17 protein-coding genes are annotated in these 17,781 nt (G+C 44.8%); 8 read left to right on the top strand and 9 right to left on the bottom strand.

The genetic code is table 11. From position 1 onward, the window contains the following. Window positions 1-8 precede the first annotated feature (8 nt). Window positions 9-869, top strand: a complete 861-nt coding sequence (locus tag R7P69_RS09060; RefSeq protein ID WP_238952269.1) for a lipase secretion chaperone — start codon at window positions 9-11, stop codon at window positions 867-869. Window positions 870-893: 24 nt separating this feature from the next. Here the strand turns inward: R7P69_RS09060 and R7P69_RS09065 are convergent, their stop codons facing one another. The 7 genes from R7P69_RS09065 to pspA all read right to left on the bottom strand — a co-directional run bounded on the left by R7P69_RS09065 (window position 894) and on the right by pspA (window position 8,233). Next, the gene (locus R7P69_RS09065) at window positions 894-1,460 is read right to left on the bottom strand and encodes a DNA-3-methyladenine glycosylase I (protein ID WP_005378109.1); all 567 of its coding nucleotides are present in this window, start codon (window positions 1,458-1,460) and stop codon (window positions 894-896) included. A 72-nt stretch (window positions 1,461-1,532) separates the two neighbouring features. Then, complete coding sequence (vmeI, locus tag R7P69_RS09070; protein WP_017634672.1) at window positions 1,533-4,643, bottom strand: efflux RND transporter permease subunit VmeI; 3,111 nt, start codon at window positions 4,641-4,643, stop codon at window positions 1,533-1,535. Then, a complete protein-coding gene (locus R7P69_RS09075) occupies window positions 4,640-5,737 on the bottom strand; it encodes an efflux RND transporter periplasmic adaptor subunit (RefSeq protein ID WP_238952268.1) in 1,098 nt (365 codons plus the stop codon). Before R7P69_RS09075 ends, vmeI begins: the two co-directional genes overlap by 4 nt. A 1-nt stretch (window position 5,738) precedes the next feature. Next, complete coding sequence (locus R7P69_RS09080) at window positions 5,739-6,770, bottom strand: efflux RND transporter periplasmic adaptor subunit (RefSeq protein ID WP_054577943.1); 1,032 nt, start codon at window positions 6,768-6,770, stop codon at window positions 5,739-5,741. A gap of 161 nt (window positions 6,771-6,931) precedes the next feature. After that, on the bottom strand, window positions 6,932-7,321 hold the full coding sequence (pspC, locus tag R7P69_RS09085; protein ID WP_025766867.1) for an envelope stress response membrane protein PspC: 390 nt from the start codon (window positions 7,319-7,321) through the stop codon (window positions 6,932-6,934). Next, the gene (gene pspB, locus R7P69_RS09090; protein WP_005378117.1) at window positions 7,314-7,547 is read right to left on the bottom strand and encodes an envelope stress response membrane protein PspB; all 234 of its coding nucleotides are present in this window, start codon (window positions 7,545-7,547) and stop codon (window positions 7,314-7,316) included. The genes pspC and pspB overlap by 8 nt, the downstream gene beginning before the upstream one ends. 14 nt (window positions 7,548-7,561) lie before the next feature. Continuing rightward, window positions 7,562-8,233, bottom strand: a complete 672-nt coding sequence (pspA, locus tag R7P69_RS09095) for a phage shock protein PspA (protein ID WP_005378119.1) — start codon at window positions 8,231-8,233, stop codon at window positions 7,562-7,564. 231 nt (window positions 8,234-8,464) lie between these two features. Between pspA and pspF the strand changes: the two genes are divergently transcribed. The 6 genes from pspF (at window position 8,465) to R7P69_RS09125 (ending at window position 14,916) form a co-directional block, all read left to right on the top strand. Then, window positions 8,465-9,472: a phage shock protein operon transcriptional activator gene (gene pspF / locus R7P69_RS09100; protein WP_017820869.1), complete on the top strand. Its 1,008-nt coding sequence runs from the start codon at window positions 8,465-8,467 to the stop codon at window positions 9,470-9,472. Window positions 9,473-9,677: 205 nt separating this feature from the next. Continuing rightward, window positions 9,678-11,297, top strand: a complete 1,620-nt coding sequence (sapA, locus tag R7P69_RS09105) for an ABC transporter substrate-binding protein SapA (protein ID WP_033905101.1) — start codon at window positions 9,678-9,680, stop codon at window positions 11,295-11,297. Beyond that, window positions 11,297-12,259 (top strand): ABC transporter permease, encoded by a 963-nt coding sequence (locus R7P69_RS09110; RefSeq protein WP_005378122.1) that lies wholly within the window; start codon window positions 11,297-11,299, stop codon window positions 12,257-12,259. Before sapA ends, R7P69_RS09110 begins: the two co-directional genes overlap by 1 nt. After that, the gene (locus tag R7P69_RS09115) at window positions 12,246-13,133 is read left to right on the top strand and encodes an ABC transporter permease subunit (RefSeq protein WP_005378123.1); all 888 of its coding nucleotides are present in this window, start codon (window positions 12,246-12,248) and stop codon (window positions 13,131-13,133) included. The genes R7P69_RS09110 and R7P69_RS09115 overlap by 14 nt, the downstream gene beginning before the upstream one ends. Further along, entirely contained in the window at window positions 13,133-14,128 is a 996-nt protein-coding gene (locus R7P69_RS09120) for an oligopeptide/dipeptide ABC transporter ATP-binding protein (protein WP_005378126.1), read from the top strand. The genes R7P69_RS09115 and R7P69_RS09120 overlap by 1 nt, the downstream gene beginning before the upstream one ends. After that, window positions 14,125-14,916, top strand: coding sequence for an ATP-binding cassette domain-containing protein (locus R7P69_RS09125; protein WP_005393308.1), 792 nt, complete (start codon window positions 14,125-14,127; stop codon window positions 14,914-14,916). Before R7P69_RS09120 ends, R7P69_RS09125 begins: the two co-directional genes overlap by 4 nt. An 82-nt stretch (window positions 14,917-14,998) precedes the next feature. Here the strand turns inward: R7P69_RS09125 and R7P69_RS09130 are convergent, their stop codons facing one another. Next, a complete protein-coding gene (locus R7P69_RS09130) occupies window positions 14,999-15,388 on the bottom strand; it encodes a DUF2750 domain-containing protein (RefSeq protein WP_005378129.1) in 390 nt (129 codons plus the stop codon). Window positions 15,389-15,456: 68 nt separating this feature from the next. Then, complete coding sequence (locus tag R7P69_RS09135; protein ID WP_017634678.1) at window positions 15,457-16,362, bottom strand: manganese-dependent inorganic pyrophosphatase; 906 nt, start codon at window positions 16,360-16,362, stop codon at window positions 15,457-15,459. 186 nt (window positions 16,363-16,548) lie between these two features. Here R7P69_RS09135 and R7P69_RS09140 point away from each other — a divergent pair, with 186 nt between their 5' ends. Continuing rightward, complete coding sequence (locus R7P69_RS09140) at window positions 16,549-17,763, top strand: putative manganese transporter (protein ID WP_005378133.1); 1,215 nt, start codon at window positions 16,549-16,551, stop codon at window positions 17,761-17,763. The last annotated feature ends 18 nt before the right edge of the window (window positions 17,764-17,781 follow it).

The raw sequence follows: 17,781 nt of genomic DNA on the forward strand, positions 1-17,781 counted from the left end.
TCATCACAATGAAGAAAGTCGCTCTCACCACTTTTATCCTGCTCTCGATATTTGGCGTGGGAGCGCTTTCTCTGTTGCAAAGCGACAAACAACAAGAGATAACCTCTAACCATTCGCAATCTCAGCAAGATATAGCCGCCGATGTCTCTTCCCCAAAAGACTTCTTCGAATATTCTCTTAGCCGGCTGGGCGAAGAAGATCTCGATACGATCAAAGCGGAAGTTAATGATGACACTTTAGCAAAGCAAACTCTGAATATTGATGCCAAACTTTTTCAAACCTACCTTTCCTACAAGCAAGCACTCTCTGCATTAGAGCCTTTTGAGCACAACCACCTAACGCTTGAACAGTTAACCATGCTGAATGAAGCAATACTGAACTTACAGCTTCAATACTTTAACGAGGTGCAGATAACCCAATTGTTTGACGAAGAAAACCGACTTCGCCAACTTGCTTTAGAAAAGCTGACGATTAAAACACAGGCATCGGATAGCGAGAGTCAAGAACACCTTCTCAATCAAGCGTTATCAGAACAACCGGATTACATACGAGAAAGTGAACGCAATAACGCATTAGCAAAGCAGCTCGAGCAAGCTTCTCAGCTTGATTCACAAGACAAGTACATCGCCCGTGTTGCTCTGGTAGGAGATACCGGAGCGCAGAGGCTGCAAAAGCTTGATGAGCAAAGAGCATCATTTGAGACTCAACTCGCCACTTACTTAAAGCAGCGTCAAAATATTCTGAATAGAGATTTTCTAGGGCAAGACGAAAAACAGGCAGAAATCATTGCTTTAAGAAAACAAAGCTTCGATACCACTCAATGGCGTCGAATCGAAGCTTTGGAACGTATTCATGATAGCCAGAACTAACAACATTAGCTTAATCGCCAAACGTTACTTATTCTGCTTTTTAGGACATCCAACGATATGGTCATCCACCATGCCGACGGCTTGCATGAAAGCATAACAGATGGTTTCACCGACAAACTTGAAGCCTTTCTTTTTTAGGAATTTACTCATGGCTTTGGATTGCTCTGTCGAAGCTGGTACGTCACTCATATGTTGCCATTGATTGACGATTGGTTCACCGTCCACGAACTGCCACAACGCGTCTGATAAACTCCCGTATTCAGCAATTAACGCTTTAGCCGCTTTGGCATTACTAAATACCGAGTTAATCTTTCCGCGATGTCTCACAACATCGAAGTTTTCCACGATGTATTCAGCGCGTTCTTCATTTCTTTGTTCCAACGCATCTAGGTCGTAGTTCTCGAACGCTTCTCTGTAACCTTCGCGTTTTTTAAGGATGGTGATCCAGCTAAGCCCAGCTTGCGCACCTTCCAAAGTAATAAATTCAAACAGGACTTGGTCGTCATATACTGGCACGCCCCATTCGGAATCATGATATTCGCGTTCTAATGGGTGATTCATCGCCCACGCACACGTTTTTTGTTCTGTCATTATTCTTCCTTAAAAAGCGCCTCTAACTGATGAGCTAGAGGCGCGATATTTTTCATCGTTATATCAGTAGCACTAAGCCTGTTTCGGTACTGCCACTTTATGGAACAAACGATACAACACTGGCACGACAATCAGTGTCAGGACTGTCGCAAAACCCAAACCAAACATAATCGTAACCGCCATTGGTTTGAAGAAAATATCTGGCAACAGTGGGATCATACCAAGGATCGTCGTGATAGCAGCCATACAAACGGGACGGACGCGACTTACCGCAGCATCAACGACCGCGTCATAAGCCTCTTTACCGGACTTCATTTCAATTTCAATTTGGTCCAGTAATACGATGCCATTTTTGAGCACCATTCCCGATAAGCTTAAGAAGCCGAGCAATGCCATAAAACCAAACGGCGTGTTGAGTGCCAACAAACCAGTGGTGACGCCAATTAACGCCAGCGGTACGGTAAGCCAAACAATGAGTGGCTCTTTGATAGAGTTAAATAGGAATACAGTGATCAAGAACATGAACAAGTACCCCATTGGCATAGTAGTAAACAGTGACTCTTGAGCATCACCTGAAGATTCGTATTCACCACCCCACTCTAAGGAATAACCTGGTGGTAATTGAATCGCTTCGATTTGGGGCTGTAAGCGTTTTTGCAATGTCGATGCGGTTTCTTCACCTAGAATATCAGGGTCTGCCATCACAGTGAGCATACGCTTACGGTTCTTACGTACGATGATAGGATCCTCCCAACGCATGTCGTAACCCATTGTGACTTGTTGAAGTGGGATAAACTCACTCTGTGCTGGACTCCATATTTTCATGCCTTCAATGTTACGAATATCAATACGTTCATCTTCAGGTAAACGAGCCACGATAGGCATGAGCGTCGTGCCGTCTCGGTAAAGGCCTATCGTCATTCCAGAGAATGACATGGACAAGAAGTCATCGACATCTGATTTGGTAATGCCATAGCGACGTGCCTGACTCTCGTTAAACTGAGGTTCAAGAACTTGGGTTCGTTCACGCCAATCATGCCTGATATTTGTTGCCTGAGGGTCGGCGTACATGATGTCCTTGACCTGAGCGGCTATCGTACGAAGGACGGTTGGATCTGAGCCAATAATGCGAGCTTCAATTTTTGCACCACCACCAGGGCCTAACTCAATCTGTTTGAGCTTGTAATTGATTTCTGGGTAGTTGGCTTTTAAATACTCTCGAAACTTCGCCATTAATGGTTTTAACGCTTCGTAGTTTTCCATGCGAGTGGTTATCTCACCATAAGCCGCATAACTTTTCTCTGGCGCGTACGTTAACATGAAGCGCTGTAAGCCTTTACCCGCGGTCGTCGTGATATGGTCAACATGCTCTTGCTTAGCTAACCAACTTTCTAACTCTTTAAGCGTTGTGTTGGTTGCTCGAATATCAGTTCCTTCTGGCATCCATACATCTAACTGAAAAATAGGCGTTGTCGACGATGGGAAAAACGCTTGCTTCACAAAGGTGAACCCGTAAACACTTGCCGCTAATCCCGCAATCAGCACCACAACGGTAAACCAAGCACGACGCATACAAAACTGAAGAAACTTTTTATAAATAACGAAAATAACCCCGTTATATGGATCATTTTCTTCCCCTTCACCTTGTTTAATCTTCTGGCCTTTAAAGAAGATGTCAGCAAAGAATGGTGTCAACGAGATAGCGGTAAACCAGCTCAACATTAAAGAGATCAGCAGAACCGTAAATAAAGTGCCACAGTATTCGCCCGTCGAGTCTTCAGACAGTCCAATTGGCGCAAATGCAGTTACCGCAATCACAGTTGCCCCAAGTAATGGCCACTTTGTTTGGGTAACAATGTCGGTCGCTGCTTGGAGTCGAGTTCGCCCTTTTTGAGTACCAATCAAAATCCCCTCAACCACAACGATTGCATTGTCCACCAGCATACCTAACGCGATAACCAAGGCACCTAATGAAATCCGCTGCAAATCTATCGCGAGATACTTCATGAAAATGAACGTACCCAATACCGTCAGCAGCAAGATTAAACCAATAAGTAGCCCCGAACGTAGCCCCATAAAGAACAGAAGTACGATAATAACGATACCGACTGCTTGAGCTAAGCTCACAACAAAACCGCTAACCGATTTATCCACCTCTTTAGGCTGACTGTAAATTTCGGAAATTTCGATACCGACAGGTTGTTGGTACTTTAGCTCGGCAAGGCGATGATCAAATGCTTTTCCGACTTCAACCACATTGACGCCTTCAGCAAAAGAAACACCCACGTTCAGTGCAAGGCTGCCGTTAAAATTAATAACATTACTCGGTACTTCTACATACCCGCGTTTTATTTCCGCCACATCTTTCAAGAAAATGAGCCCCTGAGCGCCCGACTCAGTAATTAACAAATCACCCAGCTCCTCCACACTCTGGAACTCGCCAGTCGGCTGAATTCTGATGTACTCGTCACCAATTCTGATCGCTCCTGCGTCAGAAACCACGTTTTGCGTCGAAAGAAGATTAAATACGGTATCCGGAGCAAGACCTATACTGCTCAGCTTTTTCATCGATACTTCGATGAAAACTTGTTCTTGCTGTTGCCCGGATACCGAAACTTTACTCACGCCATCAACCAGTTCGAGCTCTCGGCGTAAGTAATCGACGTAATCCAGTAGCTCTTTATAGCTATAACCGTCGCCAGTCACCGCTAACAAAATCCCGTAAACATCACCAAAATCATCGATCACTTGAGGTTCATTCACACCTGGAGGCAACGTCCCTTTAAGGTCGTTCACTTTACGGCGCAACTCATCCCAAATTTGTGGTAGATCATCAGGGCCATAATTGTTCTTCATCGTGACCGTGATTTGAGATAATCCCCGGCTAGAAATCGAATTTACTTCATCAACATAAGTAAGCTGCTGAATCGCTTTTTCGATTGGGTACGTCACTTCTTCTTCGACTTGTTGCGGTGTCGCACCAGGGTAAGAGGTCACTACCATCGCATCTTTAATAGTAAAAGCAGGGTCCTCAAGACGCCCTAAACCAAAGAATGCGGCGATACCACCAATCAAAAATATCAGTGCGACCATCCAACTGATGACGCGATTTCGGATGAAGTACGCAGCAATACCGGTCACATCATCATCACTTTGAGGCACTGATTTATTAAGATCGCTCATAGACCGACCTCCTGCGTAGCCATTTCCTGTATCACTTCCACTTTCATGCCATCCCTTAATCGAGAAACACCGGCAATCACGACTTTGTCTTTGAGCATGAGACCATCAAGGATTTGAATGGACGTTTTAGATGCCTTACCTGCTCGCACCTGTTTGCGCGATACCGTATTGTCGTCATTCAGTACCCAAACAAATTTGTTTTCGCGCCCCAGCTCGTCACCATCCGCATTAAAAATGGCTTCGATAGGAACATTAATTCCTAGGTTGAGATCAAGCCCAACATTCTCGTCTTTAGAAGTTACCTCAACAGCCATACCATCTAGGATGTACTCTTCTTCCGGCATAGGAAGCGACAGTGTGACAGTAAACGTACCTGTTGTTGGGTCGGGTTCGGTTGTAAATTCTTTTACCGTCGCGTTATATTCGTTACCACTGGGCACGCGCACTAATGCTTTGATCGCGGTAAGCCTTTCTTCCGTTGGCGGTTGGTTCACATAGAGGCGGTCAGGAAGCTGAATCAACACTTCGACTCGCTCCAAGCTGTGAATATTAACGATATGCTGTCCGACTTGAACATTTTCGAATTGGTCGATATTAACTCGCGAAATAATCCCATCCACGGGCGCTTTTAAGGCAGTAAATGATAGACGAAGTTTGGCTAACTGAAGCTCAGCTAAGGCGATTTGTCGTTGTGCTGCAATTTCATCAAACTGAGACTTAGCTAATAGGCCTTTATCAACCAAAGGGCGTGAGCGGCGATACTGACTGTCGACAACAGAAAAACGCGCACTCGCATTATCTACATCCAACTCATAGTCAGTGGGATCTAGTGTTGCAATAACATCACCCTTCGTGACTTTGTCGCCCTCTTTTACCATGATGCTGCTGACTTCTCCTGCCACTCTAAAGCTCAAATGAGAGCGATCCGCTGCATTCGCAACCGCAGGGAAGTACAAGTTGTCGTCCACCTTGTTTCCCGCTAATGACGTAACCCTAACTCGTGGCGTTTCGAGCTCTTTTTCTGGCGCCTTATCCCCACAGCCGACGAGAAAAAGCGTTGAAAGTAAAGTCGCTAGAGAGATGATTCCTTTCATATTACAACCCTCTTTCCTTAATCCACGCTCTTACCTTAATTCCGGGTTCAATTACACTGACACCCGAGATAATGATTTGGTCGCCATCGTTAAGCCCAGCTAACACTTGATTTTTGTCATTCATCTCAATTGCGGCTTTGGACACAATGCCTTGCTCATCGACACGCCAAACGTATGTTTTGCCGTTCTCTACTAGCAGCGCAGAGTTAGGAATCTTTGTCGCTCCTGCACTTTTGGACAGGAGGTAAGCATTGCCAGACATTCCCGGCAAAAGGCCTATTTCTGCTGGCCGTTCCATGACCATCGTGACTTTGTAACTGCCCGTTTTAGGATCGGCTTCTGTATCGATTTCCTGAAAGGTTAAATCAAAGGCTCGCTCGGGGAACGCATCAAATATCATTCTGGCAGAGACATCGCTCCCCTGCGTGTAACGATTTAGAAGATAGTCTGGGATTTGGAATATCACTTTGAGGAGTTGGTTGGACTGAATATTCATCACCCCTTCTTTCGCGGCAACATATTCATGGTTTTCTGCTGGAATGTACGAAATGGTGCCATCATATGGCGCGACAAGTTTGGTATACCTTAAGTTTGCCTTTGCTTGATTCCATTGAGCTTTTGCCGAGTTGTGATTCGCTTTTGCCTCATCAAAATCTTGCTCAGATACTACTTGGTCTTTACGTAGCTTTTGGTATCGCTTGTATTGCACATCTGCGAGCAAAAAATTTGCCCGAGCTTGCTGTTCGAGCAGAGAATATTCATCTGGGTTTAATGACGCCAAAACATCACCTTTACTGACGACTTGACCTTCATTCACTTCTATCGTTTGAAGAAGCCCAGGAACTCGAAATGTCAGTACTGCTCTATCGCCAGCTTCCGTCGTGGCAGGAAAATGTCGCTCAAACTGGGCATTGCCAACAGATACTGTAAATAGCTTCGCAGGGCGCGATTCAGGTTCAGGAACAGGAGGAAGTTCTTTACCGCACCCCGACAAGACAGCCGAGATGGCAATAGGAATGAGCAATTTTCTCATTACATTCATCCATAAAAATTGGGGGATTATTTTTAAAGTAGATGAATTTTGAACGAACTTCCAGAGCAGAAAAGATTAATAGTGCTTTAAAATTAGTAATTTGTGATAAAAAAGCAGGCTTTATGCCTGCTTCAGTTAAATCTTCTTTGGATACAAAATGCCTAGAGCTTACTGAATTCTCTGTTCACCCTATATGTATCAGACGTAACATACGCTTCCATGTTACGAATTTTGCCATCAAGACGGTCAAAATCCCTTTCCAACACACTGAGCAGTTGATCAGGGCTTTGCCCTTTCTGCCAAGGCTTACTTTTGAGCGTATGCTCTTGCTGAGCTCTGATATTTTCAGAATACGTTACTGGTTGCTTTTCTAACATAAACGCCATCGCGATGTACGCTAACAATACCAAAAACGTACCACCTAACAGCGCTGCAGAAATCACTACAATACGAATCAACCAAACTTCTGCACCAAAGTAGTTGGCAATTCCGGCGCAAACACCGGAGATTTTGCCATTTACTGGATCACGATACAGTTCTCGATTATTCATACTTTCGTCTCCATGTTGGTGACTCAGCATCCAAGATGCGCTCCAATGTATCAACTCGGGACTGCATCGCTTCCGCTTTTTCAGATAGTACCTGAAGGCGCTCTAAATCTTGGCTCGACAGTGCACTATCTGTTTTGCGTTTGCTGCGATAGTGTAAGAAGAGCCATAGTGGAGCGACAAAGATTAAAAAGACAATCACTGGTCCTGCTATAAAAAATGCCGACATAAATGGCTCCTTTCTTATTTATCTTTCGATGACATCTGTTCTTTCAGTTTTGCCAACTCTTTTTCAATTTCGTCTTGTGCCTGCAACTCTGCAAACTCTTGTTCTAGCGATTTAGCATTACCAGTTTGAGCATACAGGTCTGCTTCCGCTTCCATTTCATCCACTTTACGTGAGTACTGCTCAAATTTCGCCATCGCTTCATTAGTACGGCTAGTGTGCAGGTGTTTTTGCACATCACGACGGTTAGATGCAGTTTGGTTACGAATTGCTAGTGCTTGCTGTTTTGCGCGCGTTTCAGCAATTTTGCTTTCCAACTTACCAATCTCGCCAGTAAGCTTATCGATCGTTTCTTCCACTAAGGTTTGCTCAGTGTGGAGGCCTTTAATTACTTGCTCTAGCTTTTGCTTTTCAATTAATGCTGCACGAGCTAGATCTTCGCGCTCTTTAACTAATGCTAAGCTCGCTTTTTGACCCCATTCGCCAATTTGCTCTTCTAACGTTTCAACCTTACGAGCCAACTCTTTCTTGTCTGCAATCGCTTTAGCCGAGTTAGTACGCACTTCAACAAGTGTGTCTTCCATTTCTTGAATGATAAGACGGATCATTTTTTCAGGATCTTCCGCCTTGTCCAGTAATGCACTGATGTTTGAGTTAACGATATCTGCAAATCGAGAAAAAATACCCATAACGGAACTCCTCTTTTTCCTATTAAAACTCGACAAGGTGGTGATTAACCTTGTGTCTCCCTGAATATATAACAAGTAACGTGCCAACTTATAATTTTCTTTTAAATCAGAGCGTTATTCATTTTGTTGTCGTTACACACTATTGTGCTATGATGTTTTTCACCAACTGTTGGTGAAATTTACCAACTCTATCTCTAAATCATGGCTCGGCTGTTAAATAAGAAGGACTTTATGAAGCAAAACCTGATTGGTGAATCACCTGCTTTTCTCGCTGTACTAGATAAAGTATCACAACTTGCACCCATTGAGCGCCCTGTCCTCATCATTGGTGAACGAGGTACGGGTAAAGAACTCATCGCTCAGCGTTTGCATTATTTATCAAGACGTTGGGATAAACCACTACTATCACTCAACTGTGCGACATTAAGCGAAGGGCTAATAGATTCCGAATTGTTTGGACATGAATCCGGCTCCTTCACGGGCTCTAAAGGTAAGCATAAAGGGCGTTTCGAGCGTGCCGAGGGCGGTACTTTGTTTCTTGACGAACTGGCAACCGCACCACTTTTAGTTCAAGAAAAGCTATTACGCGTCATCGAATATGGTGAATATGAGCGAGTTGGCGGTCATACCGCTCTCAATGCGGATGTTCGACTTGTTTGTGCAACCAATGCCGACCTACCAAAATTGGCAGAGCAAGGTGATTTTCGTGCAGATCTGCTCGACAGGCTAGCCTTCGATGTCATTATGTTACCGCCTCTTCGCGAGCGCAAAGAAGACATTCTCTCTTTAGCAGAGCACTACGCGATGAAAATGTGTCGTGAACTGCAACTGGAATACTTTGTCGGTTTTACCCCAAAAGCGCAGCAGTCGCTTATTGAATATGAATGGCCCGGTAACGTCCGCGAACTAAAAAACGTGATTGAACGTGCGATTTACCAACATGGTCTGAATGCTCACCCAATTGATGAACTGGTTTTCAATCCTTTTGAAACGGTTTGGCACAGCGCGCTTGGCCATAGTGCAAAACAAGCAGAACAACAAGAAGAGGAAGCATCAAGCAACACCATCCAATTCCCTCTAGACTATAAACAATGGCAAGAGGAACAAGATATCCATTTACTCAATCGTGCATTGGAAGAAGCCAAGTTTAATCAACGACAAGCAGCCGAGCTACTTGGCTTGAGCTATCACCAATTACGAGGGATGGTTAGAAAATATGGTTTGGTCGGACAAAGCTAACTTGACCGAGAGTACTCAATCAATACACGAGCTCGTGACTGCGCTCTAATTCGCATGCATTTATGGCATAACACCTTACAGTGTATGGATTTTATGTTTGGAGCGAGTTCACAAAGGTGATAAATTAGCGAGATCATTTTCGCTTGTTAGCTTTGAAAGAGTAAGATCAAACGAAACGAGCAAGATCCAATGAACATTTCATATTATGAATGCTTTTATAAGATTATCGCTGAGCCTTATTGGGATTAGCCTACTGACCGCTTGTGGCGATGAAATTGACCACAATGATATTCGCAAAGCTGGCTTTGTGTTTTGCGGACAAGGTAAGCCGACCACGTTTAACCCTCAGCTTATTGATAGCGGTATTACCGCAGAGGCTCTGAGCCCGCAGCTGTACGATACGCTGCTCACGCTCGATCCTAAATCACATCAGCCCGTGGCAAGCATCGCCGAGAGTTGGTCAGTAAATGAATCAGGGACGGAATACACGTTTAAGCTTAAACGTGGTGTTAAATTCCAAACCACACCTTGGTTCACACCCACTCGCCCATTGAATGCAAAAGATGTGGTATTTAGCTTCAAGCGAATCATCGATGTAGACCATCCTTTTCACCAAGTAGGTGGTGGTTTTTATCCATGGTTTGCAGGGTTAGATTTTCAAAACCTACTCCAAGACGTGGTTGCAATAGATGAGTATACGGTAAGGTTTACGTTATCTCAGCCAAACTTTTCTTTCTTGGCCAATATTGCCACCAGCCATGCGGTTATCTTGTCTGCGGAGTATGGACAGCAATTGGCAGCAAAAGATCATAAAGAAGAAATCGACCAACTTCCTATCGGTACCGGCCCTTATCAATTAAAAGAGTACCAAGTGAACGACTTGATTCGATTAGAGCGTCATTCAAATTACTGGAAGTCACCAGCAAAAATGGAACAAGTGGTGTTCGATATCTCTCACAGAGGGACGGGTACATTAGCTAAACTTTTAAGAAACGAGTGTGACGTACTCTCTTCACCTATTTCGAGCCAAATACCTGTCATTCAAGAAAATGACAACCTTGAGCTGACGGCTACACCAGCTAACAACGTTTCCTTTATTGCGATAAACACAGAAACCACCGCGCTGAGTGATGCTCGAGTTCGCCAAGCTCTTAACTTAGCGATCAACCGTCAAAATATTTTAGATTCGGTTTACTACGGAACTGGCTCCCAAGCTTATACCTTGCTACCACCTAATTCATGGGCTTATCAAAAAGACAGCGTAAAAATTCGTTATGACCGGAATTATGCATTGGCACTACTTCGAGATGCAGGCTACGAAGACGGCCTAGAATTGACCATGTGGGTACCACTTGAACCACGTGCTTTTAACCCAAGCCCTCGCAAGACCGCAGAGCTAATCCAAGCGAATTTTGCCGATATTGGGGTTAAATTAACGCTACTTACCGATGATAGGTTTGAACGTGTGGATTTGGAGAACATCAACGATATCGATTTACTTTTAACTGGTTGGATTGGTGATACCGGGGATCCTGACAACTTTTTCCGCCCTTTATTATCTTGCGAGTCTGACCGCGTTGGCCTTAACGTGTCCATGTGGTGTAACGATGACTTCGATTTCTTGCTCGATTTGGCTTTAGAAACTCAAGAACCGCGTTACCGTTTGAACCTATATCGCCAAGCACAGAACATTTTGAATCAAGAGTTCCCGGTTATTCCTCTGGCGCATGGCGTGCAGTTCCGTGTGCACGACAAATCGCTGACAGGCTTCAAATCAAGCCCTTTCAATGCCCAACCGTTTGATAGAGTTGAGAGAATTCACTGATGTTTTGGTATACCGTTCGACGCTTTAACCTATTTATCATCACTTTGATGATCCTTACATTAGTGGGTTTTTCTCTGCTGCGCCTTGACCCTCTCTCGCACTGGGCAAACGTTGATTTTTGGTCTGGCTGGCAAACTTACTTGATCAACCTTTCTCAACTCGATTTTGGCATAAGTAAAAACGGCAATGCGATTTACGACGAGCTCGCCGTTGTATTCCCAGCCACTTTGGAATTGTGTTTCTTTGCCTTTTTGGTGTCCCTTTTGATCGGCATTCCACTTGGAACCGTGGCTGGGATGAAGCAAGGTAAATGGCTCGATACCAGCATTTCATTCATGTCAATGTCTGGTTATTCCGCCCCAATCTTTTGGGTTGCTCTGTTACTTATCATGGTCTTTTCATTGGAATACCAACTCTTTCCCGTTGCGGGACGGTATGATTTACTTTACGAAATTGATCATGTAACCGGGTTTGCCATTATCGACGCATTCATGGCGAAAGGCGAATACCGCGCTCATGCACTGCAAAGCGTTATTGAGCATATGGTGCTGCCATGTTTGGTGCTCGCTTTGGCTCCAACCACCCAGGTTGTCGGACTAATGCGTTCCTCGGTAGCGGAAGTGATGAGCCAAAACTACATCCGTGCAGCGAGAATCAAAGGTCTTTCTAACCGCGAAATCGTGACTCAACATGTATTGCGGAATGCGATACCGCCTATCATTCCCAAAGTTGGTGTTCAACTTTCGAGTATGATTACCTTAGCTATCATCACGGAGTCTATTTTTAACTGGCCAGGTATTGGTCGTTGGCTTTTAGATGCGCTAGCAAGCCAAGACTATGCATCTATCCAAGCTGGCGTGATGGTACTTGCGACTTTGGTTCTTACCGCTAACATACTCTCGGATTTGATTGGCGCGATGATTAACCCTTTAGTTCGAAAGGAATGGTATGCTAACAAATAACGTTTATCAGGAAGAGCGTATTCCAACACAGTTTGAGCGTTTTTGGCGAAGCTACCGCGCCAACGGACTAGCCATGTTTGGCTTGTGGTGCTTGGTGTTTATCGTCCTTATTACCATTTTTGCCCCCCTACTTGCACCATTTGACGCCCAAGCACAGTCAGGTGAGTTGCTTGTGCCGCCATCATGGGCCCCAGCAGGAACGGTTGATTACTTTTTGGGGACCGATGACTTAGGTAGAGATATTCTTTCGCGCCTGATTATGGGCTCTCAGCTGACATTTGGCGCTGCTGTCGCCATCACCGCAATTGCTGCCGTTGTAGGCTGTTTAATTGGCGTATTGGCAGGTATGACGAAAGGCTTACTGTCGAGTACTCTCAACCACTTGCTCGATACCGTCATGTCGATCCCGTCGCTCTTATTAGCAATCATTTTTGTGGCATTTCTAGGCTTTGGTGGGTTCAATATTTTACTCGCAATCTGCTTGGCTTTGATTCCGCGTTTTATTCGCTCCGTTTATATAGCAGTCCACACCGAAGTTGAAAAAGACTACATAATGGCAGCACGCCTTGATGGCGCTAATGATTTCTACTTACTGTGGAGTTCAATTCTTCCTAACATTCTGACGGTCATTGCCGCTGAAATCACACTCGCGCTCTCTGCTGCGATTTTAGATATTACGGCACTGGGTTTTCTTGGCCTAGGCGCACAGGCACCAAGCACCGAGTGGGGAGCAATATTAGGTGACTCTGTCGAGCTTATTTATATTGCACCTTGGACAGTGACCCTACCCGGCCTGACCATCATGTTTACTGTTATTACCCTAAACTTAGTAGGTGAAGGTGTACGTCAAGCGCTTAATGCGGGGATCGAATAATGCCGTTGTTAGATATTCGACATTTGACCATTGAGATCGAAACACCTCAAGGGTTGGTCAAAGCCGTTGACCGAATGAGCCTAACTTTGAACGAAGGCGAAATTCGTGGTCTTGTAGGTGAGTCTGGTTCAGGGAAAAGCTTAGTTGCAAAAGCGATTGTCGGGGTAAGTAAAGATAACTGGCGCATCACCGCAGACCGTATGCGCCTTGGCAATATTGACTTGCTTCAGCTTACACCAAAAGAGCGTCGGCGCGTCATTGCTCGTGATATTGCGATGATTTTCCAAGAGCCTTCAACTTGTCTTGACCCTTCAGAGGAAGTCGGGCGTCAATTGATTGAATCCATTCCATCTCGCGCATTTGAAGGGAAATGGTGGGAGCGATTTAAATGGCGTAAAAAACAGGCCATCGCGCTTTTGCATAAAGTGGGTATTAAAGATCACAAGCGTTTAATGGGTAGCTACCCTTATGAACTGACTGATGGTGAGTGTCAAAAAGTCATGATTGCCATGGCGATAGCGACCAAACCAAAGTTGCTGATCGCAGATGAGCCAACCAACGACTTAGACCCGATTACTCAATCGCAAATTTTGCGTCTGTTGAGCCGCATGAACCAACTTAATAACACAACCATTTTGCTTATCGGCCACGACTTAGCGACCATAACACAGTGGGCAGGACGTATTACGGTAATGTATTGTGGTCAGTCGGTGGAGTCTGCCGATACCAGTAAAATCATTGCGGCACCCAAGCACCCGTACACCGATGCCTTGCTTAAAGCGATGCCTGACTTTAATGATTGGGTACCACACAAGCAAAAACTCCAATCCCTACCGGGCTCGATTCCGCCATTGCAGCATCTGCCTATCGGTTGTCGCCTCGGACCACGTTGCCCATATGCGCAGAAACAATGTGTAGAAATTCCACACACCAGACGAATTAAGAATCATAAATTTAACTGCCACTTTCCATTGAACACGGAGAAAAAGTCATGAGTGCGTTACTTGAAGTCGATAATTTATCGAAGCAATTTGTTACGCGCTCCCGTCTGTTCAAACGTCAGGTTAATGAGGCAGTTAAACCGGTAAGCTTTACTTTAGAGCCAGGACAAACTATTGGTTTTATTGGTCAAAACGGGTCAGGAAAATCCACACTAGCTCGTATGCTTGCTGGCGTTGTTGAACCAAGCTCCGGAGAGATCCGTGTGAATGGCGAACGATTGGAGCACAAAGATTACGCGACACGCTGCAAGCTCATCCGCATGATTTTCCAAGATCCAAACACATCGTTAAACCCACGTATCCAGATTGGTCGTATTTTAGAAGGTCCGCTAAAGCGAAATACCAACATGCCGCCAGATGCGCGCATGCAGCGTGTAAAGAACACCTTGCTCCGCGTAGGATTGCTGCCTGAGCACGCCTATTTTTATCCACAAATGCTAGCTGCCGGTCAAAAACAGCGCGTATGTTTGGCTCGTGCACTTATTCTTCAACCTTCCATCATTGTCGCTGATGAGGCGTTAAACGGTTTGGATATGGCAATGCGCTCGCAGATCATTAACTTATTCCTCGAGTTGCAAGAAGAGATGGGATTGTCATTTGTGTACGTGTCTCAGCATATTGGCATTGTTAAGCATATTACTGATAAAGTGATGGTGATGCATGAAGGTGAAGTGGTCGAGTTTGGCGAGACCAACCAAGTACTGACTCATCCCGAGCATCCTATTACTCAACGATTAGTCGAAAGCCACTTTTACAAAGCGCCAAGCCATCAAACAAAATAGCTTATCAAAGATGTAATCGTGCAAATGTAAAGAAGCCTGCTTTAACGCAGGCTTCTTTATTGCATGGGTACTAATCAAAAAACTAACGGCGGCTCGCTTGTTTGCGCAGTTCAAAATCAAACTCGTCAGGAAACAATACGACCCCTTCTTCATTTTGATTTGGGAATACAACAATCGATAGCTCGTCATCCTCTAGACCAGAGGTCCAACGGCTGTGCCACTTGTTTAGAGAGATCGCTTCTGGCTCGCAATCTTCCCAATCACCATTCGCCCATTGCAAAGCGAACTCTTCGTTTGGCCATACTGGTACACAATCATCATCTTCTGTATTTAACATGACACAGCCATGTTCGTCTTTCAGAATCCAAACCTTACGATTCGCCACAATCTCTTTTACGCAGTACTTTAAACGTTGCTCTTCGTTGTAGCGATTAATGGTATCCATCTGCTCTTGGGTCAGTTGCTCAGACATATTCGTCTCCTATTTCCCATAGAAAAATGCCCGCAGCTAGGCGGGCATTTAAAGTATATGCTAGAAAATTAAGCTAGCTCAGTTTGAAGCCAAGGCCAACCTTGCTTCTTACGACTTAGCGTGTTTTCCATCATTAGCATGCCGTCTTTTTCGTGCTTAACAAGCTTCTCAGCCCACTCACCTTTGTATAGAAGACGAGTTTGAGCAGTCGTGATGTCTGTTAGCATTACAGCAGCGAACGCTAGGTTATCTTTCTCACAACGAGATTCTAGGTCTGCTTCTAGTGCTTCGATCATACCGTCAACTTGCTCAAGAGTTGCAAGTTCAACTTGCCCAACCACTACGTCACGACCGTTGAATGGGTAACCTTTAAGGTCTTTCTCAACAAGCTCAGCCGCTGATAGACCTTCGATGTTTGTTTTAGCAATTAGAAGATCTTTAGTGAACGCGTCAACATCTTGTACGTCTGCGATTGCCGCTAGTTCAGCAACGGCATCTTTGTCTTTTTGTGTACAAGTTGGAGAAGCAAAACCTACTGTGTCAGATAGAATTGCTGACATCATTAGCTTAGCAATTTGTGGAGTAATCGCGTGACCTTCAATCTTGAACATGTTGAATAGAACAGTGTTGGTACAACCAACAGGCCAGATCCATGCTTCCATTGGGTTTACTGTCATCACGTCACCTAGACGGTGGTGGTCAACAATACCCGCAATTTCAGCTTCTGCGATATCGTCTGGTGCTTGTGCTAGATCTGAGTAATCTACTAGCCAAACGGTCTCACCCGCAACTGATGTGCGAAGCTCAGGAACTTCAGCGCCAGCAACTTCTAGGATGTGCTGAGTTTCACGGTTGATTTCGCCTTGGCGAATTGGCATAGCTTCAACGCCACGCGCTTTTAGAAGTTCAGTTGCAACGAGTGCACTACAAATACTGTCACTGTCTGGGTTCTTATGACCTACAACTAGAATCATGTTTCTTCCTATTCAAGTCAATTTTATACGCCGCCTAATACAGTTAATTAGGGCGTGTTTGCTCACAAAGGCCGATACTTTACCTGATTTCAGAGAGTTTGACACGAAGAAAAGTTCACAATGCTATTGCGAATAAATCTCATTTACATATAATGATAATTATTCCTATTTGCATTTGAGTAAACGATGAACGCGACCCAATTATTACACTCTGCACAACAGTTGTTTCAGCCTACTCAGTTTCGTTTAGCTTATAAGCGATTGCTGATCCCTATCGTCATGCTCATTTTGCTAGGCAATGAAAATACACGTGACGTAGCCGTACAGACGCTATCCGACTCATTCTGGGCAGTGTCATGCTATGTTGCTGCCACATTGGCTATTTATCATTATCTTTCAAACTTTATGTCGAAAACCAATCGAATTACCGAGCTCTACCATCGCTCGCGTAATCATCAGGTTTTCTTTGCTTCTTTATTGGGTGCTTTGCCTGGCTGTGGTGGCGCTATTGTTGTGACAACGCAATTTATTAGTGGCCGAGTGGGATTTGGTGCGATTGTCGCGGTACTTACTTCAACAATGGGTGACGCTGCCTTTTTACTTCTGGCCGCCAAACCAAGTGTTGGATTAGGCGTGGTTGGATTAGGCATTATCGTGGGTACTCTTTCAGGGTTAGTCGTTAATGCTTTTCATGCTGATAACTTTCTGCGACCAGAACCAAAAGAAGCACCTCAGACACATGCTTGTTGCCAACACCAGACAGACCGACACACGCCTCTTGAACAACGTGCAATCAATCTACAAGGCGCATTTTGGAAATGGCTTATTGTGCCTGCTAGTGTCGTTGCTGTGTTAATGTCTTTCCAAATAGATATTAATCAGTTGCTATCTTTGAAAGCCAACACCATTGAATGGCTGGGCGCTATCTTCGCGGTGATCACAATGTCATTATGGGCGATGACCAAAGAACTTGGCGATTATCAGTCAACGGTCTCTGAAGATGAAAAAATCGTGGACTCACACCCGATTCAAAAAGCAGCACAAGATACGAATTTCGTCAGTGCTTGGGTGATCGTTGCTTTTCTGGCGTTTGAGCTGACAACCTATTTTTCTGGACTCGACCTTGTAGAAACCTTTTCTCATTGGGGAATTTGGATGCCATTAGCTGGCCTAGCCATTGGTATGTTGCCTGGTTGCGGACCGCAAATTTTAGTCACTAGCCTATACATTTCTGGTGCAGCGCCACTTTCTGCGCAACTGGCCAATGCGATTTCTAACGATGGTGACGCCCTATTCCCCGCCATTGCAATGGCACCGAAAGCTGCTTTGGTCGCGACTATTTATTCGTCCATTCCTGCGTTTATTGTTGGATACGGGTATTACTTTTTATTCGAGTTCTAACGCCCAGAGCATCAAAAC

Origin of the sequence: Vibrio sp. 661 (assembly GCF_033339315.1) — a bacterium.
GTDB classification, from domain to species: Bacteria; Pseudomonadota; Gammaproteobacteria; order Enterobacterales; family Vibrionaceae; genus Vibrio; species Vibrio alginolyticus.